Source organism: Streptomyces barringtoniae, assembly GCF_020819595.1.
GTDB classification, from domain to species: Bacteria; Actinomycetota; Actinomycetes; order Streptomycetales; family Streptomycetaceae; genus Streptomyces; species Streptomyces barringtoniae.
Window position 1 is genome coordinate 126,689 of record NZ_JAJHNP010000018.1, and the last position, 24,175, is coordinate 150,863.

Annotated in this window: 24 protein-coding genes and 1 pseudogene; 14 read left to right on the forward strand and 11 right to left on the reverse strand. The window is 71.2% G+C overall.

What is annotated here, in order from left to right; genetic code table 11:
• Positions 1 to 19: 19 nt before the first annotated feature.
• The 4 genes from LMU33_RS29065 to LMU33_RS29080 all read left to right on the forward strand — a co-directional run bounded on the left by LMU33_RS29065 (position 20) and on the right by LMU33_RS29080 (position 3,453).
• Positions 20 to 937: a F0F1 ATP synthase subunit gamma gene (locus LMU33_RS29065; protein ID WP_228623587.1), complete on the forward strand. Its 918-nt coding sequence runs from the start codon at positions 20 to 22 to the stop codon at positions 935 to 937.
• Positions 938 to 2,374, forward strand: coding sequence for a F0F1 ATP synthase subunit beta (gene atpD / locus LMU33_RS29070; protein WP_228623588.1), 1,437 nt, complete (start codon positions 938 to 940; stop codon positions 2,372 to 2,374). It begins immediately after the preceding gene.
• Between the two features lie 112 nt (positions 2,375 to 2,486).
• The gene (locus tag LMU33_RS29075; RefSeq protein ID WP_228623589.1) at positions 2,487 to 2,861 is read left to right on the forward strand and encodes a F0F1 ATP synthase subunit epsilon; all 375 of its coding nucleotides are present in this window, start codon (positions 2,487 to 2,489) and stop codon (positions 2,859 to 2,861) included.
• A 145-nt stretch (positions 2,862 to 3,006) separates the two neighbouring features.
• Positions 3,007 to 3,453 (forward strand): DUF2550 domain-containing protein, encoded by a 447-nt coding sequence (locus tag LMU33_RS29080; RefSeq protein ID WP_228623590.1) that lies wholly within the window; start codon positions 3,007 to 3,009, stop codon positions 3,451 to 3,453.
• 14 nt (positions 3,454 to 3,467) lie between these two features.
• Here LMU33_RS29080 and LMU33_RS29085 read toward each other — a convergent pair whose 3' ends face one another.
• On the reverse strand, positions 3,468 to 5,288 hold the full coding sequence (locus LMU33_RS29085; protein WP_228623591.1) for a glycoside hydrolase family 18 chitinase: 1,821 nt from the start codon (positions 5,286 to 5,288) through the stop codon (positions 3,468 to 3,470).
• A gap of 287 nt (positions 5,289 to 5,575) precedes the next feature.
• Here LMU33_RS29085 and LMU33_RS29090 point away from each other — a divergent pair, with 287 nt between their 5' ends.
• Genes LMU33_RS29090 through LMU33_RS29105 form a run of 4 tightly spaced genes read left to right on the forward strand, consistent with a single transcriptional unit; the run spans position 5,576 to position 8,426 of the window.
• Positions 5,576 to 6,280 (forward strand): response regulator transcription factor, encoded by a 705-nt coding sequence (locus LMU33_RS29090; RefSeq protein WP_228623592.1) that lies wholly within the window; start codon positions 5,576 to 5,578, stop codon positions 6,278 to 6,280.
• Positions 6,277 to 7,740 carry a sensor histidine kinase gene (locus LMU33_RS29095; protein WP_228623593.1) on the forward strand — a complete coding sequence of 488 codons (1,464 nt, stop codon included), beginning with the start codon at positions 6,277 to 6,279 and terminating at the stop codon, positions 7,738 to 7,740. The genes LMU33_RS29090 and LMU33_RS29095 overlap by 4 nt, the downstream gene beginning before the upstream one ends.
• Before the next feature lie 54 nt (positions 7,741 to 7,794).
• Positions 7,795 to 8,223 carry a hypothetical protein gene (locus LMU33_RS29100; protein WP_228623594.1) on the forward strand — a complete coding sequence of 143 codons (429 nt, stop codon included), beginning with the start codon at positions 7,795 to 7,797 and terminating at the stop codon, positions 8,221 to 8,223.
• A complete protein-coding gene (locus LMU33_RS29105) occupies positions 8,223 to 8,426 on the forward strand; it encodes a hypothetical protein (protein WP_228623595.1) in 204 nt (67 codons plus the stop codon). The genes LMU33_RS29100 and LMU33_RS29105 overlap by 1 nt, the downstream gene beginning before the upstream one ends.
• Before the next feature lie 113 nt (positions 8,427 to 8,539).
• Here LMU33_RS29105 and LMU33_RS29110 read toward each other — a convergent pair whose 3' ends face one another.
• From LMU33_RS29110 to LMU33_RS29120, 3 genes are read right to left on the reverse strand one after another with little or no spacing between them, the layout of a single operon-like run.
• Positions 8,540 to 9,115, reverse strand: coding sequence for a cob(I)yrinic acid a,c-diamide adenosyltransferase (locus LMU33_RS29110; protein ID WP_228623596.1), 576 nt, complete (start codon positions 9,113 to 9,115; stop codon positions 8,540 to 8,542).
• Between the two features lie 13 nt (positions 9,116 to 9,128).
• Positions 9,129 to 9,878, reverse strand: a complete 750-nt coding sequence (locus LMU33_RS29115; RefSeq protein ID WP_228623597.1) for an ABC transporter permease — start codon at positions 9,876 to 9,878, stop codon at positions 9,129 to 9,131.
• A gap of 9 nt (positions 9,879 to 9,887) precedes the next feature.
• Positions 9,888 to 10,673: an ABC transporter ATP-binding protein gene (locus tag LMU33_RS29120; RefSeq protein ID WP_228623598.1), complete on the reverse strand. Its 786-nt coding sequence runs from the start codon at positions 10,671 to 10,673 to the stop codon at positions 9,888 to 9,890.
• Positions 10,674 to 10,786: 113 nt separating this feature from the next.
• On the opposite strand from LMU33_RS29120, the gene LMU33_RS29125 reads away from it, so the two are divergent.
• The 4 genes from LMU33_RS29125 to LMU33_RS29140 all read left to right on the forward strand — a co-directional run bounded on the left by LMU33_RS29125 (position 10,787) and on the right by LMU33_RS29140 (position 15,736).
• Positions 10,787 to 11,428, forward strand: a complete 642-nt coding sequence (locus LMU33_RS29125) for a TetR/AcrR family transcriptional regulator (RefSeq protein WP_228623599.1) — start codon at positions 10,787 to 10,789, stop codon at positions 11,426 to 11,428.
• A gap of 236 nt (positions 11,429 to 11,664) precedes the next feature.
• Positions 11,665 to 12,513, forward strand: a complete 849-nt coding sequence (locus LMU33_RS29130) for a 3-hydroxyacyl-CoA dehydrogenase family protein (protein WP_228623600.1) — start codon at positions 11,665 to 11,667, stop codon at positions 12,511 to 12,513.
• A gap of 163 nt (positions 12,514 to 12,676) precedes the next feature.
• Positions 12,677 to 13,000, forward strand: coding sequence for an STAS domain-containing protein (locus tag LMU33_RS29135; RefSeq protein WP_228623601.1), 324 nt, complete (start codon positions 12,677 to 12,679; stop codon positions 12,998 to 13,000).
• Between the two features lie 315 nt (positions 13,001 to 13,315).
• The gene (locus LMU33_RS29140) at positions 13,316 to 15,736 is read left to right on the forward strand and encodes an ATP-binding protein (RefSeq protein WP_228623655.1); all 2,421 of its coding nucleotides are present in this window, start codon (positions 13,316 to 13,318) and stop codon (positions 15,734 to 15,736) included.
• 56 nt (positions 15,737 to 15,792) lie between these two features.
• Here the strand turns inward: LMU33_RS29140 and nucS are convergent, their stop codons facing one another.
• On the reverse strand, positions 15,793 to 16,464 hold the full coding sequence (nucS, locus tag LMU33_RS29145) for an endonuclease NucS (RefSeq protein WP_228623602.1): 672 nt from the start codon (positions 16,462 to 16,464) through the stop codon (positions 15,793 to 15,795).
• Between the two features lie 276 nt (positions 16,465 to 16,740).
• Between nucS and LMU33_RS29150 the strand changes: the two genes are divergently transcribed.
• Complete coding sequence (locus tag LMU33_RS29150) at positions 16,741 to 17,133, forward strand: SCO5389 family protein (protein WP_055704181.1); 393 nt, start codon at positions 16,741 to 16,743, stop codon at positions 17,131 to 17,133.
• A 116-nt stretch (positions 17,134 to 17,249) separates the two neighbouring features.
• Here LMU33_RS29150 and LMU33_RS29155 read toward each other — a convergent pair whose 3' ends face one another.
• Positions 17,250 to 18,278, reverse strand: a complete 1,029-nt coding sequence (locus tag LMU33_RS29155; RefSeq protein ID WP_228623603.1) for an LLM class flavin-dependent oxidoreductase — start codon at positions 18,276 to 18,278, stop codon at positions 17,250 to 17,252.
• 222 nt (positions 18,279 to 18,500) lie between these two features.
• On the opposite strand from LMU33_RS29155, the gene LMU33_RS29160 reads away from it, so the two are divergent.
• On the forward strand, positions 18,501 to 18,833 hold the full coding sequence (locus LMU33_RS29160; protein ID WP_228623604.1) for an Rv1322 family protein: 333 nt from the start codon (positions 18,501 to 18,503) through the stop codon (positions 18,831 to 18,833).
• A 19-nt stretch (positions 18,834 to 18,852) separates the two neighbouring features.
• Here LMU33_RS29160 and LMU33_RS29165 read toward each other — a convergent pair whose 3' ends face one another.
• The 5 genes and pseudogenes from LMU33_RS29165 to LMU33_RS29185 all read right to left on the reverse strand — a co-directional run bounded on the left by LMU33_RS29165 (position 18,853) and on the right by LMU33_RS29185 (position 24,152).
• A complete protein-coding gene (locus LMU33_RS29165; protein WP_228623605.1) occupies positions 18,853 to 19,740 on the reverse strand; it encodes an ABC transporter permease in 888 nt (295 codons plus the stop codon).
• A 266-nt stretch (positions 19,741 to 20,006) separates the two neighbouring features.
• Positions 20,007 to 21,287, reverse strand: a pseudogene (locus LMU33_RS29170) (ABC transporter ATP-binding protein); the annotation flags it as partial.
• Between the two features lie 100 nt (positions 21,288 to 21,387).
• Complete coding sequence (locus LMU33_RS29175; RefSeq protein ID WP_228623607.1) at positions 21,388 to 22,155, reverse strand: ABC transporter permease; 768 nt, start codon at positions 22,153 to 22,155, stop codon at positions 21,388 to 21,390.
• Positions 22,156 to 22,160: 5 nt separating this feature from the next.
• Positions 22,161 to 23,114, reverse strand: a complete 954-nt coding sequence (locus tag LMU33_RS29180; protein ID WP_228623608.1) for an ABC transporter ATP-binding protein — start codon at positions 23,112 to 23,114, stop codon at positions 22,161 to 22,163.
• Positions 23,115 to 23,216: 102 nt separating this feature from the next.
• Positions 23,217 to 24,152 (reverse strand): coiled-coil domain-containing protein, encoded by a 936-nt coding sequence (locus LMU33_RS29185; protein ID WP_228623609.1) that lies wholly within the window; start codon positions 24,150 to 24,152, stop codon positions 23,217 to 23,219.
• Between the last annotated feature and the right edge of the window lie 23 nt (positions 24,153 to 24,175).

Genomic DNA, 24,175 nt, shown 5'->3' on the forward strand with positions numbered 1-24,175 from the left:
TAAGGAAGGGACCTGACTCATGGGAGCCCAGCTCCGGGTCTACAAGCGTCGCATCCGATCCGTCAGCGCGACCAAGAAGATCACCAAGGCGATGGAGATGATCGCCGCCTCGCGTGTCGTCAAGGCGCAGCGCAAGGTGGCGGCCTCCACGCCGTACGCGACCGAGCTGACGCGCGCGGTCACGGCGGTCGGCACCGGCTCGAACACCAAGCACCCGCTCACCACGGAGGCGGAGAACCCGACCCGTGCCGCGGTCCTGCTCCTCACGAGCGACCGCGGCCTGGCCGGCGCCTTCAACTCCAACGCCATCAAGACGGCGGAGCAGCTGACCGCGCGCCTGGAGCGCGAGGGCAAGCAGGTCGACACGTACATCGTCGGCCGGCGCGGTGTCGCCCACTACAACTTCCGTGAGCGCAAGGTCTCGGAGTCGTGGACGGGCTTCACGGACGAGCCGACGTACGCGGACGCCAAGAAGGTCGCGGCGCCCCTGATCGAGGCCATCGAGAAGGACACGGCCGAGGGTGGTGTGGACGAACTCCACATCGTCTTCACCGAGTTCGTCTCGATGATGACGCAGACGGCGCTGGACGCCCGGCTGCTTCCGCTGCGCCTCGAAGAGGTTGCCGAGGAGGCTCACCCCAAGGGGGAGATCCTCCCGCTGTACGACTTCGAGCCCTCGGCGGAGGACGTCCTCGACGCCCTGCTGCCGCGCTACGTGGAGAGCCGTATCTACAACGCGCTGCTCCAGTCGGCCGCTTCGAAGCACGCCGCCACGCGGCGCGCGATGAAGTCGGCCACCGACAACGCCGGTGAGCTCATCGAGACGCTCTCCCGGCTTGCCAACGCGGCCCGCCAGGCCGAAATCACCCAGGAAATCAGCGAGATCGTCGGTGGCGCGAGCGCCCTGGCCGACGCGACCGCGGGGAGTGACCGATAAATGACCACCACTGTTGAGACCGCGACGGCTACGGGCCGCGTCGCCCGGGTCATCGGCCCGGTCGTCGACGTGGAGTTCCCCGTCGACGCGATGCCGGACATCTACAACGCCCTTCACGTCGAGGTCTCCGACCCGGCGAACGCGGGCGAGAAGAAGACGCTGACCCTGGAGGTCGCCCAGCACCTGGGTGACGGCCTGGTCCGCACCATCTCCATGCAGCCCACCGACGGTCTGGTCCGCCAGGCCCCGGTGACCGACACGGGCGCGGCCATCTCCGTCCCCGTCGGCGACTTCACCAAGGGCAAGGTGTTCAACACCCTCGGTGAGGTGCTGAACGTCGACGAGTCCTACGACGGCGAGCGCTGGCCGATCCACCGCAAGGCCCCGAACTTCGACGAGCTCGAGTCCAAGACCGAGATGTTCGAGACGGGCGTCAAGGTCATCGACCTGCTCACCCCGTACGTCAAGGGCGGCAAGATCGGTCTGTTCGGCGGCGCCGGCGTCGGCAAGACGGTGCTCATCCAGGAGATGATCTACCGCGTCGCCAACAACCACGACGGTGTCTCCGTGTTCGCCGGTGTCGGTGAGCGCACCCGTGAGGGCAACGACCTGATCGAGGAGATGTCCGACTCGGGCGTCATCGACAAGACCGCCCTTGTCTTCGGTCAGATGGACGAGCCCCCGGGCACCCGTCTGCGCGTCGCGCTGGCCGGCCTGACCATGGCCGAGTACTTCCGTGACGTCCAGAAGCAGGACGTGCTGTTCTTCATCGACAACATCTTCCGCTTCACGCAGGCCGGTTCCGAGGTCTCCACGCTGCTCGGCCGTATGCCGTCCGCGGTGGGTTACCAGCCGAACCTGGCCGACGAGATGGGTCTCCTCCAGGAGCGCATCACCTCGACCCGCGGTCACTCGATCACCTCGATGCAGGCGATCTACGTCCCCGCGGACGACCTGACCGACCCGGCCCCGGCCACCACCTTCGCCCACCTCGACGCGACGACGGTTCTGTCCCGTCCGATCTCCGAGAAGGGCATCTACCCGGCCGTGGACCCGCTGGACTCCACGTCCCGGATCCTGGACCCGCGTTACATCTCCGCGGACCACTACAACGCCGCCATGCGCGTGAAGACGGTCCTGCAGAAGTACAAGGACCTCCAGGACATCATCGCGATCCTCGGTATCGACGAGCTCGGCGAGGAGGACAAGCTCGTCGTCCACCGTGCCCGTCGCGTGGAGCGCTTCCTGTCCCAGAACACCCACGTCGCCAAGCAGTTCACCGGCGTCGACGGGTCGGACGTTCCGCTGGACGAGTCGATCGCCGCGTTCAACGCGATCATCGACGGTGAGTACGACCACTTCCCGGAGCAGGCGTTCTTCATGTGCGGTGGCCTGGAGGACCTCAAGGCCAACGCCAAGGAGCTGGGCGTCTCCTGAGCCTCGTGCTCCGACGGAGGGGGCGGGGTGCGTCCCGCCCCCTCTCTCACGCCCACTAGAATTGACCCCAACACCCGGCGCCCCTGCCGGGTGGTGACCCGAGGAGCCACCCTTGGCTGCTGAGCTGCACGTCGAGCTGGTCGCCGCCGACCGCCAGGTCTGGTCCGGCGAGGCCACCCTGGTCGTCGCGCGCACCACGTCCGGCGACATCGGCGTCATGCCCGGTCACCAGCCGCTGCTCGGTGTGCTGGAGTCGGGCCCGGTGACCATCCGTACGAGTGACGATGGAACGGTCGTCGCCGCGGTGCACGGCGGTTTCATCTCGTTCGCGGACAACAAGCTGTCCCTGCTGGCCGAGATCGCCGAGCTGTCGGACGAGATCGATGTCCAGCGCACGGAGCGGGAGCTGGAGCGCGCGAAGGCGGAGGGCGACGCCGCCGCCGAGCGCCGCGCAGACGTCCGCCTCCGCGCGGCGGCGGCGCGCTGAGTCCAGCGCGCGGTATGACGTCACTCAGCCGCGGCCGGCCCGGAGCAATCCGGTGCCGGTCGCGGCTGAGGCAGATGTGGGTGTTTTTTCCGTTTCATTACTCAGTAACAGAAGCAGTTCCTAGGAGACGAGGAGGTCGGTGCCGATGGTCCTCGCTCTGACTGTGTGCGGGATCGTGGTCGCGCTCGTGGTGATGGGACTGTTCCTGTTCGGGCTGCGGCGCAGGCTCATCCAGCGCTCCGGCGGCACCTTCGACTGTTCCCTGCGCTGGGCCGTGACCGAGAAACCCGACGCCAACGGCAAGGGCTGGTCCTACGGCGTCGCCCGCTACAACGGCGACCGCATCGAGTGGTACCGCGTCTTCTCCTACGCCTTCCGCCCCCGCCGCACCCTGGAGCGCGCGCAGATCGAGGTGGCCGGCCGCCGGCTGCCCGAGGGCGAGGAGGAACTGGCGCTGCTCTCCGACGCGGTGGTCCTCGCCTGTACCCACCGGGGCACGCGCCTCGAACTCGCCATGAGCGAAGACGCGCTGACCGGATTCCTCGCGTGGCTGGAAGCAGCCCCGCCCGGTCAGCGCGTCAACGTCGCTTAGGACACTTACGGGTACTACAGGTTGCTGCTGATGGCGTTCACCAGCTCACCGTTGCTGGTGTCGCCGCTGAACTCCCAGAAGAACGCACCGCCAAGACCCTGGGACTTGGCCCAGCTCATCTTCCCGGCGATGGTGGACGGGGTGTCGTACGACCACCAGTTGCTGCCGCAGTGGGCGTACGCCGTGCCCGCGACGGTGCCGGTTACCGGGCAGGACGTCTTGAGCACCTTGTAGTCCTCGATGCCCTGCTCGTAGGTGCCGGCCGCGGGTCCCGTGGCCGTGCCGCCCGGGGCGTCCTGGGTGACGCCGGTCCAGCCGCGGCCGTAGAGGCCGATGCCGATGAGCAGCTTGGACGCGGGGACGCCGACGGACTTGTACTTGGCGATCGCGTCGGCCGTGTCGAACCCGGCCTTCGGGATACCGTTGTACGAGGTGAGCGGGGAGTGCGGGGCGGTCGGGCCCTGCGCGTCCCAGGCACCGAAGAAGTCGTACGACATCACGTTGTACCAGTTGACGTAACTCGAGGCGCCCGCGTAGTCGGCGGCCTCGATCTTGCCGCCGGAGGAGCCGTCCGCGGTGACGGCCGCGGTGACCAGGGCGCTGGAGCCGAACTTGGCGCGCAGCGCGGCCATGACGTTCTTGAAGGCCGCGGCCCCGCTGGTGTCGCAGGACAGCCCGCAGGCGTTCGGGTACTCCCAGTCGATGTCGATGCCGTCGAAGACGTCGGCCCAGCGGGAGTCCTTCACCAGGTTGTAGCAGGAGTTGGCGAAGGCGGTCGGGTTGGCCGCCGCCTGGGCGAAACCGCCGGACCAGGTCCAGCCGCCGAAGGACCACAGCACCTTGATGTTCGGGTACTTGGCCTTCAGCTCGCGCAGCTGGTTGAAGTTGCCGCGCAGCGGCTGGTCCCAGGTGTCGGCGACGCCGCTGACCGACTGGTCGGCGGTGAACGCCTTGTCGTAGTCGGCGTAGGAGTCACCGATCGCGCACTGGCCGTTGGTCACGTTGCCGAAGGCGTAGTTGATGTGCGTGATCTTCGACGCGGAGCCGGACGTCACCAGGTTCTTGACGTTGTAGTTGCGGCCGTAGATGCCCCACTCGGTGAAGTAGCCGAGCTTGACCTTGTCGCCGGTGGTCGGGGGAGTGGTGGTGCCGCCGGTGGTGTGCACCTTGACCGCGCCGCTGACCGGTCCGGTCTGGTCGGCGGTGTCACGGGCCTGCACGGTGTAGGAGTAGTCGGTGCCGGCGCTCAGACCGCTGTCGGTGTACGAGGTCGTCGTCACCGTGCCGACGACCTTGCCGTCGCGCAGGACGTCGTAGTTCTTCACGCCCTTGTCGTCGGTGGCCGCGCCCCAGGAGAGGTTGACCGAGGTGTCGGTGACGTTCGAGGCGGTCGGGGTGCCGGGCGCGGAGGGCGCCGCGTCACCGGGGACCGTCGTACCGTCGCAGCTGTCGCCGTTCAGCCTGCAGTTGGACGGGGAGCCGGGGCCCGCGCCGTTGAAGCCGAAGGAGACCGAGGCACCGGGGGCGATGGTGCCGTCGTAGGACTTGTTCTTGGCGGTCCAGTGGGTGCCGGAGCTGGTGACGTCCGCGTCCCAGGCGGAGGTGACGGACGTCCCCGAGGGGAAGTCCCACTCGACGGTCCAGGAACTGATGCTGGTGGTGCCGGTGTTCTTGATGGTCCACTGGCCGCCGAAGCCGGTTCCCCAGTCGCTGGTCTTGGTGAAGCTCGCCGTCGCGTTGGTCGCGGCCTGGGCGGGGCCCGCGAGACCGACGAGTCCGGCCAGGGGGAGCAACAGGGTCGCGAACCCTGCCGCGGCTCTGTGTCTGAAGCGCATGCTGCGCCTCCTCGTTGTGGGGTTGTGGGATTGGGGGTTCAGGGGCATGACTGAGCCTTCACGCCCACGGTGCTGCGAGAGTAGAAAGGTCTGGACCACGGGTCAATAGGTCTGGACCAATTTCCCAGCGATTGCCCCTCTATCCCCAACTCCTGTGCCAGTACGGCCGCTTGGACCAGGCTGCGCAGCCCGGCGCCGCCCCTGACCCGGCGGAGCCGGCCCCCGCCCACCACACTGCCGCGCGCCCGGTGCGGGGTCGTACGCTGACCGGCGACGAGGAGGGGCGCATGACGGACACGGCGGGCTCCGGTGCGGTGCTGGTCGTCGACGACGACGCGGCGATCCGGCGCTCTTTGGAGCGTGGCCTGAGACTGAGCGGGTTCGCGGTGCGGACCGCCGCCGACGGGCCGGAGGCACTGGCGGCGATCGGGGAGGCGGCGCCCGACGTGCTGGTGCTGGACGTGTCGATGCCCGGCATGAGCGGCATCGAGGTGTGCACCCGGCTGCGCGACGAGGGCCGGGACCTGCCCGTCCTGATGCTCTCCGCGCTGGACGAGACCGCCGACCGGATCGCCGGGCTGCAGGCGGGCGGCGACGACTACCTGGTCAAGCCGTTCGCCCTGCAGGAACTGGTGCTGCGGCTGCGTGCCCTGCTGCGCCGCCGCCCGCCGACGGGCCGGGCCCGGCTGCGGGTCGCGGGCCTGGTGATCGACCCGGCCGCCCGCACCGCCGAGCGGGACGGCAGGCCACTCGACCTCACCCGGCGCGAGTTCGAGCTGCTGGAGGTACTCGCCCGCAACGCCGGACTGGTCCTCACCCGCGACCAGCTCCTGGAGAGGGTCTGGGGCTACGACTTCGACGTGCGCACCGACGCCGTCGACACCTTCGTCAGCTATCTGCGGCGCAAACTGGAGGCGGACGGGGGCGGCAGGCTGATCCACACGGTGCGGGGCGTCGGCTTCGTGCTCAGGGAAGCGCGGGACGCGCCGTGAGACTCTCCACCCGCATCGGCCTCGCCGTCGGCTGCACCGTCCCCCTGCTGGTACTGGCCTGCGGCTGGCTGCTGCTGCACCTGGTCGCCCGCGATCTGCACCGCACCGAGGACCAGCATCTGCGCCAGCGCGCGGTGGCCGTCGCCCCGCAGGCCAGGGCACTGCTGCGGGCCACGGCGAACGGCCGGCCCAAGGCGGCGGACACCCGGGAACGGCAATTGTTCAGCGCCGCGCTCGACGTCGGCGTACGCGTCGTCGGACCCGGCGCGGACTTCAGCGGCGGACCCCAGCCCGGCCCCGCCGTGGCCCTGCCCGAGCAGTCCTCCGGCTTCGTCACCGTCCGCGACGGCGGGCGCAGTTGGCGCGCCCTGGCCCGGCCCCTGAAGAGCCCCGCCGTCGCCGGCACACTGTGGGTCTTCTCGCCCGACACCGCCGACCGCACCCAACTCCAACTGGTCCGGCGCCGGGTGCTCCTCACCGCCGTACTCGCCGCCCCTCTGTCCGGGCTGCTCGCCTGGGGCCTGGCGACCGGTGCGAGCACGCCGCTGCGCCGCCTCACCCGCCGCACCGCCGGCCTCGACCCGCGCACCAGCACGGCCCGGCTCCCCGAGGAGCGGACCGGGGTGCGCGAGGTGGACGAGCTGGCCGCCACGGTACGGACCGTGCTCGCCCGCTACGACGAGCAGGCCGCCCGCACCGGCGAGGCCCTCGACACCGCCCGGTCCTTCTCCGCCGCCGCCGCGCACGAACTGCGCACGCCGCTCATGAGCATGGGCACCAACCTCGACATCCTCACCGACCACCCCGGCCTGCCGGACCCCGACCGCACCGAGGTGCTCGCCGACCTGCGGCGCGAACACGCCCGGCTGCTGGGCCTGCTGGTGATGCTGCGCGAGCTGGGGCGCGGGGACCTGGTGGAGGCGGAGGCGTTCGGGGACGTCGACCTGTCCGACGTCGCCGACGCGGCCGTGGCCGAGGCCCGCCGCCGTGCCCCGGACGCCGACATCGCCCTGGACGCGGCGCCCGGGCTCACCGTGCACGGCTGGGAACCGGGCCTCAGGCTGCTGCTCGACAACCTGCTCGGCAACGCCCTCGCCCACGGCCGGGACACCCGGGGCCGGGCACGGGTGCGGGTCGGCGTGTGCGGCGCTGCCGGTCACGTCCGCATCACCGTGGACGACCGCGGGCCCGGCGTACCGCCCGGCGCCCGCGCCCGGATCTTCGAGCGGTTCCAGCGGGGCCCGGACAGCGCGGGCTCCGGGCTCGGCCTCACCCTGGTCGCCCAGCAGGCGGCACTGCACCGGGGGAGCGTCACCGTGGGCGAGGGGCCGGACGGAGCCGGGGCGCGCTTCGAGGTGCGGCTGCCGTCGGGCGGCCCGGTCCTGCCCGGCCGCCGGGACTGGCTGATCGATACAGTCGGGGCAAACCGGTCACAGAGTTTCCCCAAAGACCCTTCCTAGCCTCCGTTGCGTGGACGGACGACCGGCCCGTCCGGAGAACGAACGGAGAGACAGATGAACGCACGTCGACGTACGCGCACCCTGCTCGCCGGGTGCGCGGTGGCGGCCGTACTGGCGGGCACCGCCGGAGTGGCCTCGGCCGACAGCAGCACGCCCAGCAGCACACCCAGCAGCACCCCCGCGCCCGGCCCCACCGGCGACGGCGCGAAGGCGCTGTGCAAGCGGGTGCCCAGGATCGACCGCCGGATCGAGCGGGCCCTGAAGCGGCTGGACGCCGGGCCCGGCACCCGTGGCTCGGTCGCCCGCCTGCAGCAGCGCGTGGACAACGCGAAGAAGGCGGGCCACACCCAGGTCGCCACCTTCCTCCAGGACCGGCTGGACTTCCGCAAGTCGCTGGTCACGAACCTGCAGCAGCGGCAGAAGGACCTGAACGACGTGAAGTCCTGGTGCCGGGCGAGCGGCGGCGGGAAGGCGGCGAGCTGATGCGGGCACGCCGGGCGGCGTTGCCGGTGGTGGCGCTGCTCGTGGCGCTCACCGCGGGCTGCGCGCACCACGACGGGGCGTCCCCGAAGACGCCGTCCGCCTCCGGCACGCCCTCGGGCTACGCCGAGATGCAGAAGAAGGCGGACGCGGCCGAGTCCGCGGCGGCCGCCGCCGACCGGGACGCGGCCCGCGACGGCAACTGAGACAGCGTTCTCCGCCCGGTACCCGGAGGACGTCGCTCGTGTCGTTGGGGGGGTGCGGGCCGGGGTGCTGTGTCTTCCGGGGGGCGTCCTCCGGGCCCCCGGCTGTCGGGGGTTCAGTGGCGTTCCCCGCCCGGTACCCAGAGGACGTCGCCCGTGTCCTTGTTGGCGGTGCGGGCCAGGATGAACAGCAGGTCGGACAGGCGGTTGAGGTAGGTCGCGGTGAGCGGGTTCATGGCCTCGCCGTGCACCTCCAGGGCCGCCCAGGTGGACCGCTCGGCCCGGCGTACGACGGTGCACGCCTGGTGCAGCAGGGCCGCGCCGGGCGTGCCGCCGGGCAGGATGAAGGAGCGCAGTTTCTCCAGCTCGGCGTTGAACCGGTCGCAGTCCGCCTCCAGCCGGTCGATGTAGAACTGCTCGACCCGCAGCGGCGGGAACTCGGGGTTGTCCACCACCGGCGTCGACAGGTCCGCACCCACGTCGAACAGGTCGTTCTGCACGCGGGTGAGGACCTTGACGACCTCCGCGTCCAGGCCGCCCAGCGCGATGGCGGTGCCGATCACCGCGTTGGCCTCGTTGGCGTCCGCGTACGCGGAGATCCGGAGGTCCGTCTTGGCGACCCGGCTCATGTCACCGAGCGCGGTGGTGCCCTTGTCGCCGGTCCTGGTGTAGATGCGCGTCAGATTGACCATGTGGCCAGCGTAGTTATGCCCCGGCCGTCCGGAACACTCGTGTGCCCACCGTCACGGCGAGCGCGGCGAAGCCGACGGCGACGAGGACGCCGTAGACCATGTGCGCACTCGCGTAGTGCCCGACGTAGGCGTCGCGCACCGCGTCCACCAGGTAGCGGAACGGCACGAAGTGCGACAGCACGTTCAGCCAGGCGGGCGCGAGGGACATCGGGAGCATCAGGCCGGACAGCAGCATCGACGGCATCGACACCATGTTGATCAGCGGGCCGAACTCCTGCGGGGTGCGGACCTTCATGCCGAGCGCGTACGACAGCGCGGCCAGGGCGAGGGTGAGCACCGCCACGAAGGCGAAGCCGATCAGGATGCCCGCGAAGGGCGCGCGCAGGCCCATCGCCAGCGCGGCCAGCACCAGAAGCACCGCCTGGAAGACGAAGACCGTGGCGTCGCGCAGCACCCTGCCGAGCAGCAGGGCGAGCCGGCTGACCGGGGTCACCCGCATCCGCTCCACCACCCCCTGCCCCTTCTCCACGATGATCGTGAAACCGGCGAACAGGGCCCCGAACAGGCCGAGTTGGAGCAGCAGCCCCGGCACGAGCACCTGCCAGGAGGTGCCCCCGCCGCCCAGCGGCAGACCGGTGAGCAGCGGGCCGAAGAAGAGGAGGTAGAGCAGCGGCGTGAGCACGCCGAAGAGCAGGGCGAACCGGGAGCGAAGGGACTGGCGCAGATAACGCCCGTAGACGAGGGCGGTGTCGTTCAGGAGCATGCTGGATCCCTATACGGCTACGGAGGCGGTGTCGGCCGGGGCGGGCCCGCGGCCGGTGACGGCGAGGAAGGTGTCCTGGAGGGTGGCGTCGATCGAGCCGCCGTACCGGAGCTTCAGCGCGCTCGGCGTGCCCTCGGCGGCGACCGTTCCCCGGTCGACGATCACCAGGCGGTCGGCGAGGGCGTCGGCCTCGTCCAGGTAGTGGGTGGTCAGGAAGACGGTCGTGCCGTGCTCGTCGCGCAGTCGGCGGACCAGGTCCCACAGGTCGGCGCGGCTGCCCGGGTCCAGGCCCGTCGTCGGTTCGTCCAGGAACAGCACCTTCGGGCGGTGGGTGAGTGCCATCGCGATGTCCAGACGCCGACGCTGGCCGCCGGAGAGCGCGGCGGTCCTGCGGTCGAGGAGGCCGGCGAGGCCGAGCTCGCGGGCCAGCTCCTCGGCCCGTGCGACGGCCTCGGTCTTCGGCAGGCGGTACATCCGCCCCTGGGTGACCAGTTCCTCCCGCACGGTGATCTGCGGGTCGACCCCGCCGGACTGGGCGACGTACCCGCTCGCCGCGCGCACCCCGGCCGGGTCGGTCGCCAGGTCGTGCCCGGCGACGGTGGCGGCCCCGCCGGTCGGTTTCAGCAGGGTGGTGAGCATCCGCAGGGTGGTCGTCTTTCCGGCGCCGTTGGGCCCGAGGAAGCCGAGGATCTCGCCCTCGCGGACGGCGAGGTCGATGCCGCGTACGGCCGCCACGGGGCCGGCCTTGGTCTGGAAGGTGCGGGCGAGTCCCGCCGCGCTGATGACTGCTGCCATGCGACCAGAAAAACAGAGTTCCTGAAAATTTGCAACGACTCCAAGTTTTCATCAGACCTAAGTTTCTAGCATCGCCAAGTTTTCATGGGCCCCAGCGAAGTTAGGATGCGGGCATGGCAGAGGGGCTCAGGGAGCGGAAGAAGCGGCAGACCAGGCAGTACATCTCGGATGTCGCCACGGGTCTGTTCGTCGAGCGCGGCTTCGACGCGGTCACGGTCGCGGAGATCGCCGAGGCGGCCAACGTCTCCGTCAACACCGTCTACAACTACTTCCCCACCAAGGAGGACCTCTTCTTCGACCGCTCCGCCGGCATGGTCGACCGGCTGGCCCGCTGGGTCCGCGGCCGCCCCGAGGGCGAGTCGGCCGCCGCCGCCGTCCTGCGCGAGCTGCGCGAGGAGGTCGAGGCCGTCTCCCCGCGGGTCGGCCTGCTCTCCGGCTACGCCGCCTTCATGAAGGTCATCGAGGAGGCCCCCGCCCTGCGCTCCCGCCTCTGGGCCCTCGCCCAGGAGGTCCAGGCCAACCTGGAAGAGGTCCTCCGCGAGGAGACCGGCGCACCCGCCGACGACGAACTCCCGCACCTGATGGCAGGTCAGATCGGCTGGATCCACGGCACGGTCATCGCGGTCATCGGCCGCGAAATGGTCAAGGGTCGCGAACCACGCGAAGTGTCCCGAGAGGTGCTCACCCTCCTCGACGACATCGAGGACCTGTTGAGCGAACGGGTTCTGAACTACGCCGTGCGGGAAGCGGCCTGAGCGCCCTTTCCGAAGCGCCAACCGGCGCCGGGGCGCAAGGGATTGGCACATCGGCAACAGCGCCCGGAATCCCGCCGGACGACCCGGTGGGAGCATCGCCGAGTGGGCCGACCGGAACGTGACGGGTGTCTCACCGTCTGAGACCGTGACACGCGTTACTAACCGCTCACTCAGCGCCGCCGTAGCGCTATGGTCCGCCGGAGAAGCAGACTTGGAGCGCGTTCAAGGGAGTCGGAGTGGCACGGAAGCTCGCCGTCATCGGGGCCGGTCTCATGGGGTCCGGGATCGCTCAGGTCGCCGCGCAGGCGGGCTGGGACGTCGTTCTGCGGGACGTCACCGACGAGGCACTGAAGCGTGGCACCGACGGCATCAAGGCCTCGTACGACAAGTTCGTGAGCAAGGGGAAGATGGAGGCGCAGGCCGCCGAAGCCTCCCTGGCCCGCATCACCCCGACCACCGACCTGGACGCCGCCGCCGACGCCGACATCGTGGTCGAGGCCGTCTTCGAGAAGCTGGAGGTCAAGCACGAGATCTTCCGCGCGCTCGACAAGCTCGTGCGCGAGGACGCCGTGCTGGCCTCCAACACCTCCGCCATCCCGATCACCAAGATCGCGGCGGCCACCGAGCGCCCCGAGCGGGTCGTCGGCGTCCACTTCTTCTCGCCGGTGCCGATGATGCAGCTCGTCGAGCTGGTCCGCGGCTACAAGACCAGCGACGAAACCCTCGCCACCGCACGGGAGTTCGCCGAGTCCGTCGGCAAGACCTGCATCGTCGTCAACCGGGACGTCGCGGGTTTCGTGACGACCCGGCTCATCTCCGCCCTCGTGGTGGAGGCGACCAAGCTCTACGAGTCCGGCGTCGCCACCGCCGAGGACATCGACCTCGCCTGCAAGCTGGGCTTCGGCCACGCCATGGGCCCGCTCGCCACGGCCGACCTCACCGGCGTGGACATCCTGCTGCACGCCACCGGCAACATCTACACCGAGTCCCAGGACGAGAAGTTCGCCCCGCCGGAGCTGATGCGCCGGATGGTGGACGCCGGTGACATCGGCCGCAAGAGCGGGCAGGGCTTCTACAAGTACTGAGCACCATCTGTACGGACATTCGCCGGATCTCACCCCCGGGAGTATCACTCCCCGGGGTGAATTCGGTATCGGTTCGCTTACAAGCAGCAACCGCACCACCACTCGCACAGTCAGACGTTGCAACGTCACGGAGTACGCCAACCGCACTCAACGGGGAGCGCATATGCATATCAGGGGCGACCATGCCGAGCTGGTCGTCGGGGGCCGCCTCGACGTCCGCAGCGCGGCGGACGCCCGTACGGCCCTGCACTCGGCTGTCGACGACGGCGTCGGCGACCTCGTCCTCGACCTGTCCGAACTGGACTCCTGGGACGCCACCGGACTCGGGGTGATCATGGGGGCCCACCGGCGGGCCGGCCGCCGCGGCCGCCGTCTGGTGCTGCGCGGCGTACCGCCGCAGATGCAGCGCCTGCTGGTGGCCACCCGGCTGCACCGCATCCTCGCCATCGAGGGCGGCATCGGGGTGGAGTCGCTGCCACGCGTGTGAGGTTCGTGCGCGTGTGAGGCACGTACGGGTGTGAGCCGGGCGGGACTCCTGCGGCCGGCGAGAGACGGGCGCAGCCGTCGAAGCGCCCGACGGGGCAATCCTCACCGGACTGTGATGTCTCGGACCGCACGGCACCCCGCCCTGTCGGAGATACTGAGCGAAGGTTTAGGGTTCGGTCGCCCGCCGCCTCGCAACCCTCGACCGAGCGGGCCCGGACCAGAAGCGACAGCGCGGTGTGCGACGAGGCCGGGAGGGGCCGGAATCCGGGCACACGACGCTTTTGGGGGGTTTGAACCCATGGAACCCATGGATCCCATGGACCCGATCAACCGGGGACCCGAGGAGCACGGTCAGGCGGCGAGCCGCCGTCCACCCCGGGAGTCCCTCACCTCCGACTTCGGTCACAGCTCGCCCGCGCTCGCGCGTACGGCGCACGTCGTGGCCGGCGACCTGTTGCTGACCGTGAACCCCGTCGACGGCAGCGAGATAGAACCCTGCCCGCCGGTCGAGCGGCCGGAGCGGCCCCGCAAGCGCACCGCCGCCGAGCGCGCCGAGGCCGAGCGTGCCGCCCGGCCCCCCGTGCCGCCCGGCCCCGCCCAGCCGGCACGCTCCCTGCTGGAACGCCAGGACGAGCGCGAGCGCCTGGTCCGGCTGCTGGCCCGCGGCCGTTCCGTACGGCTCACCGGGCCCGGCGGCTCCGGACGTACCTCCCTGCTGGACCTGGTCGCCGAGGACTGCCTGGACCTCGCCCCCGACGGCGTGGTGCGCCTGAACGGCTTCCACCGCACGGCGAGCGACCTCCTGTACGACCTCTGCCATGCCGTGTACGACGCCCCGCGCCACCGTCCCGATCCGGACGAACTGCGCGCCCTGGTGCGCGAGATCGGCGCGGTCGTCGTCCTGGACGACATCGAGTTCGGCGGCGCCGCCCTCGACGAGTTCCTCGACGCCACCCCCGAGTGCGCGTTCCTGATCGGCGCCACTCCCGACGTGCCCGCGCCCTCCGACACCTCCGAGGTCGAGGAGGTCTTCCTCGGCGGTCTCGACCGCGCCGCCGGCGTGGAGATCCTGGAGCGGACCGTCGGCCGCGTCCTCACCGAGGAGGAGGCCAACTGGGCCGGCGACCTGTGGTTCGAGTCCGAGGGACTGCCGCTGCGGTTCGTCCAGGCCGGCGCCCTGCTCCGGCAGCGCGACGAACTGCGGGCCAGCACGGGAGCCGTGGACGAGTACGGCGTCTTCGAGGACGTACGCGAACCGGCCGAGTTGTCGCTGGAGACGGCGGACGAGGTGCCCTTGCCGTCCCTCGGCGAGGCCGCCGCGCCCGCCCCGCTGCTCGCCTCCCGGCTCAGTGCCTCCGCGCGCGCCGCCCTGCGCTTCGCCGTCGCCCTCGGCGGCGAGGTGCCGCACCAGGCGCATCTGCCGGCGCTGATCGGCGACACCCACGCCGACGCCGCCCTCGGTGAGCTGGCCGCCTGCGGACTGGTCTCGCCGGTCGGCGGCCGCTTCCGGCTCGCGGCCGGTGTGCAGACCCAGCTGGAGGCCGCCGGGTACGCCGACGACGCCCCGGTCCAGGCGCTGGCCGCCGCCGAGCACTACGCCTGGTGGGCCGGGCATCCGTCGGTCACTCCCGAGCGGGTGTGCGCGGAGGCGGACGCGGTCCTGGCCGCGCTCGCCGCGATCGTCCCGCTCCCGGCTCCGTCCGCCGAGGGGGAGGAGAGCTGCGCGGTACGGCTCGCCCGTACGGCCGCGCCCGCGTTCGCCGCCGGGCTGCACTGGAACGCCTGGGAACGGGCCCTGCGCTCCGGCGCGGAGGCCTCCCGGCTGGCCGGTGAGGTGTCCGAACAGGCTTACTTCCACCATGAGTTGGGTGTCCTCGCGCTGTGCTTCGGCCAGCTCGACCGGGCGCGCGCCGAGTTGGAGGCGTCCATCGGGCTGCGCGGGGCGCTCGCCGACAAGCGGGGCACGACCGCCGGGCGCCGGGCGCTCGCACTGGTCGCCGACCGCGCGGGCGACGTACCCGGGATCGCCGTGACCGCGGGGGAGGAGCTGCCGGAGGTACGGCACGAGGAGTCGGCGCCGCCGCCGTACGTGCCCCTCGGCGACCCCCTGGTCACGACCCGGCTCCCGGCCGCCACGGGACGGGGCGGGGGCTTCCTGCAGCTGGCCCGCCGCAACCTCGTCGCGGTCGGCTCCGGGGCGCTGCTCGCCGCCGTGCTGGGTACGGTCGTCACGCTGGGCATGACGTCCAACGAGAACGCCGACAAGAACCCGGCCGGCAAGGTCGACGTCAACCCCTCGGCGAGCCAGGGCACGGACGACGGCACCCTGGGCGCCGACCCGAACCAGACCCCGCCCGCGGGCACCGGATCCCACCGGCCCACCGGCAGCCCCACGAACCCGGGCCCCGACGGCACCTACGGCACGACGGACGACCCGACGCCGTCCCAGCCGGCCACCTCGCCTTCGGCCGACCCGAGCCACACCAAGGGCACGGGCGGCGGAGGCACTACGCCGACGCCGTCCAAGTCCCGGACGACCAGGCCGGGTTCACCGACGCCGACGAGGACGACACCCACGGGCACACCGACCTCGACCCCGCCGACGTCCAGCTCGCCCACCTCACCGCCGCCGACCAGCCCGACGGCCACGAGCCCCGCCACGACGAACACCGCGAGCGGCCCGACGACGCCGGACAGCTCGGGGAGCGCCTCGCAGTCCTCCGGCTCGGTGATCTAGGTCACGTCCCGCCCGCCGCCGGACGGCGCGGCGGGACACGGATCAACGATCGCCGCTCAGAACAGGCGGAGCTTGTCGTCCTCGATGCCGCGCATGGCGTCGTAGTCGAGGATCCGGCAGTCGATGCCGCGGTCGGTGGCGAGGACGCGCGCCTGGGGTTTGATCTCCTGGGCGGCGAAGACGCCACGGACCGGCGCCAGGTGCGGGTCGCGGTTCAACAGGTCCAGGTAACGGGTGAGTTGCTCGACGCCGTCGATCTCGCCCCGGCGCTTGATCTCCACCGCGACCGTCCCGCCGTCCGCGTCCCGGCACAGGATGTCCACCGGGCCGATCGCCGTCATGTACTCGCGGCGGATGAGGGTGTAACCGTCGCCGAGCGTCTCGATGCGGTCGGCGAGCAGCTCCTGCAGGTGCGCTTCCACGCCGTCCTTGATCAGACCCGGATCCACGCCGAGTTCGTGCGAGGAGTCGTGGAGGATCTCCTCCATCGTGATGATCAGTTTCTCGCCCGCTTTGTTGACGACGGTCCACACGCCCTCGTCCTCACCCGCGCCCTCCTTCAGCGTGCAGGGCGGCGACATCCAGTTGAGGGGCTTGTAGGCCCGGTCGTCGGCGTGGATGGAGACGCTGCCGTCCGCCTTGACCAGGATCAGGCGGGGCGCCGAGGGCAGGTGGGCGGTGAGCCGGCCGGCGTAGTCGACCGAGCATCGGGCAATGACGAGACGCATGGTCGGCAACGCTACTCGACGCCCCTCGGTGCGCGCGATTCGCCCGCCCCGCTCCCGATCGATCGTCCCAATTGTCCCTGGAAACTCTTGTTCATCCGTGGCCGATTGTGCCCGTAACGGGACCGTTCCATATACGCATTCTGCTGGTGTGGTCACCGACGGTTGCCTACCGTAGTGAACGGGAGGTCGCCGCATGTGTACTGAGCGTGTTCGAAATCGCGAACTCCCTTACCTGTCCGGCAACCCCTGCTCTTCGGGGGTGCGAGAGGAGTACCCATGTCGCTCGACGTCTCACCGGCCCTACTCGAACAGGCCGAGCGAGGCGAGGTCGACGAAGCAGAATTCGTCGACTGCGTCCGGACCTCCCTGCCCTACGCATGGGAGATGATCAGCTCCCTGGTGGCCCAGCTGAAGGTCGACGGCGGACCGTTCGCCGACAACCAGACGCCCCCGCCGGACGAGCAGGCACGCGGTCAGCTGCTGCGTGCGCTCGCGAGTGACGCCATCCGCGGCGCCCTGCAGCGGCACTTCGGTGTGCGGCTGGCCTTCCAGAACTGCCACCGGGTGGCGGTGTTCCCACTGGACGCCTCGGTGGACGAGACGTTGGCCCGCTTCACATCGGTACGCAGCCAGTTGCTGAACCAGTCGCCGGAGCTTCGGGACTGCTGACGGGGCGGTCCCGGCACGGCAGACGTTGTGAGCCGCTTGCTTGCCGCTCCATCCGGGGGAGGTGCATTCAGTGCTGGGGCGGCAAGCCCTCATGACGGCCGGTGAGTTGCGGCGGGTCAGCGCAGCTGGGGCAGCACCTCGGCGCCCAGCCGCCGCAGGTTCTCCTCCGTCGCGGCGAGGTCGCCCGAGCCCTCCACCAGGAGGGCGAAGCGGGAGATGCCGGTGCGCTCCGAGGTGGCCGCGAGCCGGTCGGCGGCCAGCCGCGGGGTGCCGACCGGGTGCAGTCCGCAGAGCAGTTCGGTGTAGGCGTAGGGGTCGCGCATCGCGCGCGCCCGGCCGTCCACCGTCACATGCGCCTCCAGCCCCTGCTTCAGCCAGCCCGGCATGGCCTTCAGCAGCGTCTCCGCCGCGTCCGTGCGCCGGTCGGCGAGCTGGCACACCCCGGCCGAGACATGTGCGGCGCCCGCGATCTCCTCGCCCGGCCGGCCGGCCGCGCGGGCACAGCGCTGCCAGAGGGCCACCATCTCGGCCTTTTCCTCGTCCCCGACGTGCATCCCGAGCAGCATCGGCAGCCCGCGCTCGGCGGCCAGGCGTACGCTCGCCGGCGAGGTGCAGGCGACGACGACCTCGGGGCCCGGGGTCTCCGTGAGCGCCTCCGACGGGCGGGGTACGACCGGCACCTCGCGGAAGCTGAACCTTTCGCCGGACGCCGACACCCGTGGCTCGCGCAGCCAGCGCAGCAGCAGATCGAGTGACTCCGGGAACCCGTGTTCGTACGCCTCCAGGCCCGCGCCGAAGACCTCCAGGTCCACCCAGGGCCCGCCGCGGCCCACGCCGAGGGTGAACCGTCCGCCGCTCGTCAGGTGCAGCAGCGCGGCCTGTTCGCCGAGGGCGACGGGGTGGGCGGTGGGCAGTACGCTGACCGCCGTGCTGACCCGGATGCGGCGGGTGCGGCCGAGCAGCAGCGCGGCCAGCGTGACGGCGGACGGGCATGTGCCGTACGGCACGAAGTGGTGCTCGGCCAGCCACACGGCGTCCAGCCCGGCCTCCTCGGTGACCTCCGCCGAGCGGACCGCCCGGTGCAGGGCCTCCCCGGGGCCCTGGCCCGGGAACTGGGCGCCCAGCACAAAACTTCCTACGTACATCGCATTTCCTGCTTCCTTGGCTCCGACCCGGAGCTCCCCCACCCGGCATAACCGTCTGACACGTGCCCAGGACACGGCCTCGCGGAGGGATTTGCGGATTGTCTGCAGAATGGGTCGTCCTGGAGGGGGACTTGTGCGCTTTGGTTCCGTACGCGTACCCCACACGGCGGCGCGTAGGCTGGATACAGCCCGTGCTTCCTGTATAGCCCCGAGAGGTGTCCCGTGTCCCCGCGTCGCAATCGACCGAAGGCAGCCGGATCGTCGGGCCGGAGCGCCGAGGACGACCGGACCGGCCGGTACGGCGGCTGGCAGTCGACCGAGAACTGGCAGGGCGAGGACTGGAGCGTGCGACATGTCGCCGGGGCGAGCGCGGAGGGCAAGACCTACCGCTGCCCGGGCTGCGACCAGCTGATCGCCGCCGGGGTCCCGCACGTGGTGGCCTGGCCGGAGTACGCGGGCGTGGACGACCGCCGCCACTGGCACAAGGCGTGCTGGAACGCGAAGGACCGCCGCACCACGCGGGTGCAGCGGTCCCGTAACGCGCCGAAGTTCTAGCGGCCGTCCGGCAGCGGCCTCACACGTCCCGCTTCTGCAGCAGCGCGAAGGCGCCGGCGAACGCGACCGCCGACAGGCCCAGCATGATCCACAGCGGGTCCCAGCCCGTGGGGCCGGACCTGCTCAGGGAGTTGTCGTAGAAGCAGCTCATCTGGCTCGGGATGGAGTACTCCAGCAGCCACTGCCGCACCTTCTCCAGGGACTGCGAGGCCATGAACAGCGCGATCACCAGCGGGGCCAGCACCGCGCCGATCATGATGGTGATGGCGCCCGCGGAGTGCCGGATGATCGAACCGACGAGCAGCGAGAACAGGCCGAGCAGCGCGACGTAGAGGCTGATGCCGACGGTCGCCTTGAGCCAGTCGCCGGTGGAGGGGGTGCGCGCACCGCCGACGTCCTTCAGCATCGACGCGTGGATCATGGCCACGAAGCCGGACGTGGCGAGGGTGACGACGAAGGCGACGACGAAGAACACGGTCGCCTTGGCGGCGAGCACCCGGCCCCGGCTCGGGCACGCGACCATCGTCGTACGGATCATGCCGGTGCCGTACTCCGAGGCCGTGGTCAGCACGCCCAGCGTGATGATGCACATGCTGCCGAGGAGCAGGCCGAAGAACCCGAACTGCAGCGGGTTCTGGTCCGACATGCTCTCCGCGCCGGAGTTGGACTTGACCAGCGAGGCGGACAGCAGGCCGATACCGAGGACGAGGACCACGAACACGCCGAGCGTCCACATCGTCGACCGCACCGACTTGATCTTGGTCCACTCGGAGGCCAGCGCATGCCCGAGGTGGGTGCGCACGACCGGGATCGGCGAGGTGTAACCGGGGTACGGCCCGCCGGGCGCCGCCTGCCAGTCGGGCGCGGCGGCCGGGGCCTGCGGCATCGGGGGCTGGTGGGTGCTCATCGGGCGTCCTCGGGCTTGGTCAGGTCGGCGGGGGCGGTGGCCGGGGCCGGGGCAGCAGCGGCGGGCGCCTGCTGCGGCGGCACCGGGACCGGCGGCTGGTCCTGCGGGGCCGGAGCGGCCTGCGGGGCGGCGGGGGCCGGCGGCTGTGCCTGAGGGGCAGGGGCCTGCGGGGCGGCCGAGGCCGCGCCCAGCGCCAGCGTCTGCGGCGCCGGGACGCCCTGCGAGGCCGGGCCGGGCGTCTGGGTCTGCTGGGCGGCGGGAGCCGACGGCTGTGCCTGCGGAGCCTGCGGGGCGGCCGGGGCGGCCGGGGCCGCGCCCAGCGCCAGCGTCTGCGGCGCCGGGACGCCCTGCGGGGCGGAAACGGGCTGCTGTGTCGGCTGGGCGGAGCCGGGCTGCTGGGCCTGCTGGGCGTACGGGTTGGCGGACTCGGTGCCCGGGGCGGCCGGGGTGCCGTAGCCGGGCGGCTGCGGGGCGCCGTACGGGCCCGCGGGCGGCTGGGGCATCGCGAAGGGCCGGCCGCCCTGCTGGGGCGGCGGTGGGGCGTACCAGCCGGGCTGGCCCTGGCCGGGCACCGGCATGGGCGGCTGGGCGCCCGGCGGCAGCGGCTGCTGCAGGCCCGCCTTCTGGTCGACGGTCGAGCGGTAGTCGACCGCGGCCTGCGTCATCCGCATGTACGCCTCCTCCAGCGAGGCCTGGTGCGGCGACAGCTCCCACAGCCGGACGCCCGCCTCGTGCGCGAGGTCGCTGATCCGGGGCAGCGGCAGCCCGGTCACGCGCAGCGCGCCGTCCGGCTCCGGCAGCACATGACCGCCCGCCTCGGCGAGCGTGGTACCGAGCTTCTCGCGCAGCTGAGGCTCGGTGTCCGGGGTCCGCACCCGGGCGAAGTCGGCGGAGTTGGCCGAGATGAAGTCCTTCACACTCATGTCGGCGAGCAGCTGGCCGCGCCCGATCACGATCAGGTGGTCGGCGGTCAGCGCCATCTCGCTCATCAGGTGCGAGGAGACGAAGACCGTACGGCCCTCGGCGGCCAGGGCCCTCATCAGGTTGCGGACCCAGAGGATGCCCTCGGGGTCGAGGCCGTTGACCGGCTCGTCGAACAGCAGCACCTGCGGGTCGCCGAGCAGCGCGGCGGCGATGCCGAGACGCTGGCCCATGCCGAGCGAGAAGCCCTTGGAGCGCTTGCGTGCCACGTCCTGAAGGCCGACGACGCCGAGCACCTCGTCCACGCGCCGGGCCGGGATCCCCGACAGCTGGGCGAGGCTCAGCAGGTGGTTGCGGGCGGTCCGGCCGCCGTGCACCGCCTTGGCGTCCAGCAGCGCGCCGACCTGGCGGGGGGCGTTGGGCAGCTTGCGGTACGGGTAGCCGCCGATCGTCACCGCCCCGGACGTCGGATTGTCCAGCCCGAGGATCATCCGCATCGTCGTCGACTTGCCCGAGCCGTTCGGCCCGAGGAAGCCGGTGACGGCACCCGGCCGCACCTGGAAGGAAAGGTTGTACACGGCGGTCTTGTCGCCGTAGCGCTTGGTCAGGCCGACAGCCTCGATCATGCTCCGCACCCATCGAAAGGTTCAGGACAGCGGGGACCCGCCCCCGTAAGGGTTAGGAGGATATCGGGGCGCTGACGGTTCCGCCCAAGAGGAAGTAAAGCTATGCGTCCCGGTTCTTGAGCACTGCGTAACCGCCGGCGAGCGCGGCGATCACCCAGAGCACCATGATCCCGAGCCCGCCCCAGGGCCCGTACGGCGTGCCGTCGGCCCTCGGGACCACCTGCATGATCCGGCTGCCCGCCTGGTCCGGCAGGAACCGGCCGAGCTTCTTCGTGGCGTCGACGTTGCCGAGGATGTTGGAGATCAGGAAGAAGAACGGCATCAGGATGCCGAGCGACAGCATCGGCGAGCGCAGCATCGCGGCGACGCCCATGGAGAACATCGCGATCAGCGTCATGTAGAGCCCGCCGCCGAGCACCGCGCGCAGCACACCGGGGTCGCCGATCCGCGCCCCGTGCGGGCCGAGCATCGCCTGGCCGAGGAAGAACGCGGCGAAGCTCGTGGCCATGCCGACCGCGAGCGCGAGCGCGCCGGCCACCGCGATCTTGCCGAAGAGGAAGGCCGCACGCTGCGGTACGGCGGCCAGCGAGACCCGGATCATGCCGGTGCTGTACTCGTTCGAGACCACCAGCACACCGAACACGATCATGGCGAGCTGGCCCAGGCTCATGCCCGCGAAGCTGACGTAGGTCGGATCGAAGGACAGCCGGTCCTGCACCGGCATCGAGTCGAACTGGTTCCGCGAGAGAGCGGAGATGAGCATCCCGAGAGCGATCGTGACCACCACGGCCAGCGACAGTGTCCACACCGTGGACGCCACCGACCTGATCTTGGTCCATTCCGACCGGATGACCTGTGCGGCCGCCATGGGCGTCAAGCCCCCTTCCAGCCGGCGCCCCAGTCCCGCGGGGCGGGCTCCGGCCCGGCGTGCGCGTGGTACTCCACCGCCTGGGCCGTCAGCTGCATGAACGCCTCCTCGAGCGAGGCGTGCCGGGGGCTCAGCTCGTGCAGCACGATCCCGTTGCGCGCCGCGAGCTCACCGATCCGCTCGGCCTTGCCGCCCGCCACCTCCAGCGCACCCCCGCCGGCCTCCACGACGGTGATCCCGTCATCGTGGAGCACATCGAGCAGCCGCTCGCGCTGCGGAGAGCGGATCCGGACGCACGACCGCGAGTTCTCCCGGATGAAGTCGGCCATGGACGTGTCCGCGAGCAGCCGTCCCTGCCCGATGACGACGAGGTGATCGGCGGTCAGCGCCATCTCGCTCATCAGGTGGCTCGACACGAACACCGTCCGCCCCTGCGCGGCCAGCGATTTCATCAGGTTCCGGATCCAGTGGATGCCCTCCGGGTCCAGCCCGTTGACCGGCTCGTCGAACATCAGGATCCGCGGGTCCCCGAGCAGCGCCGCGGCGATCCCCAGCCGCTGCCCCATGCCGTACGAGAACCCCTTGGCCTTCTTCCGCGCCACGGCGGTGAGCCCGACGGTGTCCAGCACCTGCGCCACCCGGGCCCGCGGGATCCCGTTGCTCTGCGCGAGACACAGCAGATGGTTGTAGGCACTGCGCCCACCGTGCACGGCCTTGGCGTCCAGCAGCGCGCCGACGTACGTCAGCGGGTCCTTCAGCTGCCGGTAGTGCCGGCCGTCGATACGCACGTCGCCGGCGGTGGGGTGATCGAGCCCGAGGACCATCCGCATGGTCGTGGACTTCCCGGCCCCGTTGGGCCCGAGGAACCCGGTCACCATCCCGGGCCGCACGGCGAAGGTGAGCCCGTCGACCGCCACCTTCTCGCCGTACCGCTTGGTCAGCCCCTCCAGCTCGATCATGCGGCCACGCTAGGACGAGCCGAAGCCCCCTGCCACCGGAAGTGACAGGGGGCTTCCCCATGTTCAGTGAACCTGGGCGTGCCGACGGCGCACGCCGGAGCGTTACCGGGACTGCTGCGCCGGCACCCCACGGGAGATGGGCTCGTCGTCGCCCGGCGTGCCCGCGGCGGCGACAGCGGCGCCCGTCAGCGTCGCCAGCATCTCGCGGACGTTGGTCAGCTGGGCGTTGATCGAGTCGCGGCGGTTGGTCAGCGCGGCCAGCTCGCGCTCGGATTCCGAGCGGATGCGGTCGGCCTTGGCGTTGGCGTCGGCCACGATGTCCTCGGCCTGGCGCTGGGCCGTCTCCACCGTCTGGCGGGCGCGGCGCTCGGCGTCGGTGCGCAGCTTCTCCGCCTCCAGACGCAGCTGCTCGGCGCGGTGCTCGATCTCCGCCAGCCGCTTCTCGGCCTTCTGCTGACGCGAGGCCAGGTCGCGCTCGGACTGCTCGCGGCGCTTGGCGAGGTTCGTCTCGAAGTCGGCGGCGGCCTGCGCGGCCTTGGCGCGGGTCTCCTCGAAGAGGGCGTCCGCCTCCTCGCGCTTGGACTGCGCGTCCTTCTGCGCCTCGGTACGCAGCTGGGCGGCGTCGCCCTTCGCCTTCTCGACGATCCGGACGCCCTCGTCCTCGGCCTTGGCCTTGCGCTCGGCGGCGTAGGACTCCGCGTCGTTGCGGACCTGCTGGGCCGCGGACTCGGCGAGGTCGCGGTGCTGTTCGGCCGCCCGGCGGGCCTCCTCACGCAGCTCCTTGGCCTCTTCCTCGGCCAGGCGCAGGATCTTCTCGACCCGGGCACCGAGACCCGCGTACGACGGCTCGGCGTCGGTGACCTGGGCCTGGGCGTTCTGCGTCTCGAGGTGGAGCTCCTCGATGCGCTTCTCCAGGGCGGTGATGCGGGCGAGAGCACTGTCACGGTCGGAGACGAGCTTGGAGATACGTTCGTCCACCTGAGCGCGGTCGTACCCACGCCGCACAAGCTCGAAGCCGTAGGGGGAAGTGTCGCTCATGGGGTTCCTGTCAATGAGACCGG

Bases quoted from the DNA above. Each gene is read 5' to 3' on its own strand.
- LMU33_RS29185 (WP_228623609.1), bottom strand. From the start codon at position 24,152: ATGAGCGACACTTCCCCCTACGGCTTCGAGCTTGTGCGGCGTGGGTAC.
- atpD (WP_228623588.1), top strand. From the start codon at position 938: ATGACCACCACTGTTGAGACCGCGACGGCTACGGGCCGCGTCGCCCGG.
- LMU33_RS29150 (WP_055704181.1), top strand. From the start codon at position 16,741: ATGTCGCTCGACGTCTCACCGGCCCTACTCGAACAGGCCGAGCGAGGC.
- LMU33_RS29080 (WP_228623590.1), top strand. From the start codon at position 3,007: ATGGTCCTCGCTCTGACTGTGTGCGGGATCGTGGTCGCGCTCGTGGTG.
- LMU33_RS29125 (WP_228623599.1), top strand. From the start codon at position 10,787: ATGGCAGAGGGGCTCAGGGAGCGGAAGAAGCGGCAGACCAGGCAGTAC.
- LMU33_RS29115 (WP_228623597.1), bottom strand. From the start codon at position 9,878: ATGCTCCTGAACGACACCGCCCTCGTCTACGGGCGTTATCTGCGCCAG.
- LMU33_RS29165 (WP_228623605.1), bottom strand. From the start codon at position 19,740: ATGAGCACCCACCAGCCCCCGATGCCGCAGGCCCCGGCCGCCGCGCCC.
- LMU33_RS29110 (WP_228623596.1), bottom strand. From the start codon at position 9,115: ATGGTCAATCTGACGCGCATCTACACCAGGACCGGCGACAAGGGCACC.
- LMU33_RS29065 (WP_228623587.1), top strand. From the start codon at position 20: ATGGGAGCCCAGCTCCGGGTCTACAAGCGTCGCATCCGATCCGTCAGC.
- LMU33_RS29090 (WP_228623592.1), top strand. From the start codon at position 5,576: ATGACGGACACGGCGGGCTCCGGTGCGGTGCTGGTCGTCGACGACGAC.
- LMU33_RS29140 (WP_228623655.1), top strand. From the start codon at position 13,316: ATGGACCCGATCAACCGGGGACCCGAGGAGCACGGTCAGGCGGCGAGC.
- LMU33_RS29175 (WP_228623607.1), bottom strand. From the start codon at position 22,155: ATGGCGGCCGCACAGGTCATCCGGTCGGAATGGACCAAGATCAGGTCG.
- nucS (WP_228623602.1), bottom strand. From the start codon at position 16,464: ATGCGTCTCGTCATTGCCCGATGCTCGGTCGACTACGCCGGCCGGCTC.
- LMU33_RS29135 (WP_228623601.1), top strand. From the start codon at position 12,677: ATGCATATCAGGGGCGACCATGCCGAGCTGGTCGTCGGGGGCCGCCTC.
- LMU33_RS29180 (WP_228623608.1), bottom strand. From the start codon at position 23,114: ATGATCGAGCTGGAGGGGCTGACCAAGCGGTACGGCGAGAAGGTGGCG.
- LMU33_RS29085 (WP_228623591.1), bottom strand. From the start codon at position 5,288: ATGCGCTTCAGACACAGAGCCGCGGCAGGGTTCGCGACCCTGTTGCTC.
- LMU33_RS29155 (WP_228623603.1), bottom strand. From the start codon at position 18,278: ATGTACGTAGGAAGTTTTGTGCTGGGCGCCCAGTTCCCGGGCCAGGGC.
- LMU33_RS29120 (WP_228623598.1), bottom strand. From the start codon at position 10,673: ATGGCAGCAGTCATCAGCGCGGCGGGACTCGCCCGCACCTTCCAGACC.
- LMU33_RS29105 (WP_228623595.1), top strand. From the start codon at position 8,223: ATGCGGGCACGCCGGGCGGCGTTGCCGGTGGTGGCGCTGCTCGTGGCG.
- LMU33_RS29100 (WP_228623594.1), top strand. From the start codon at position 7,795: ATGAACGCACGTCGACGTACGCGCACCCTGCTCGCCGGGTGCGCGGTG.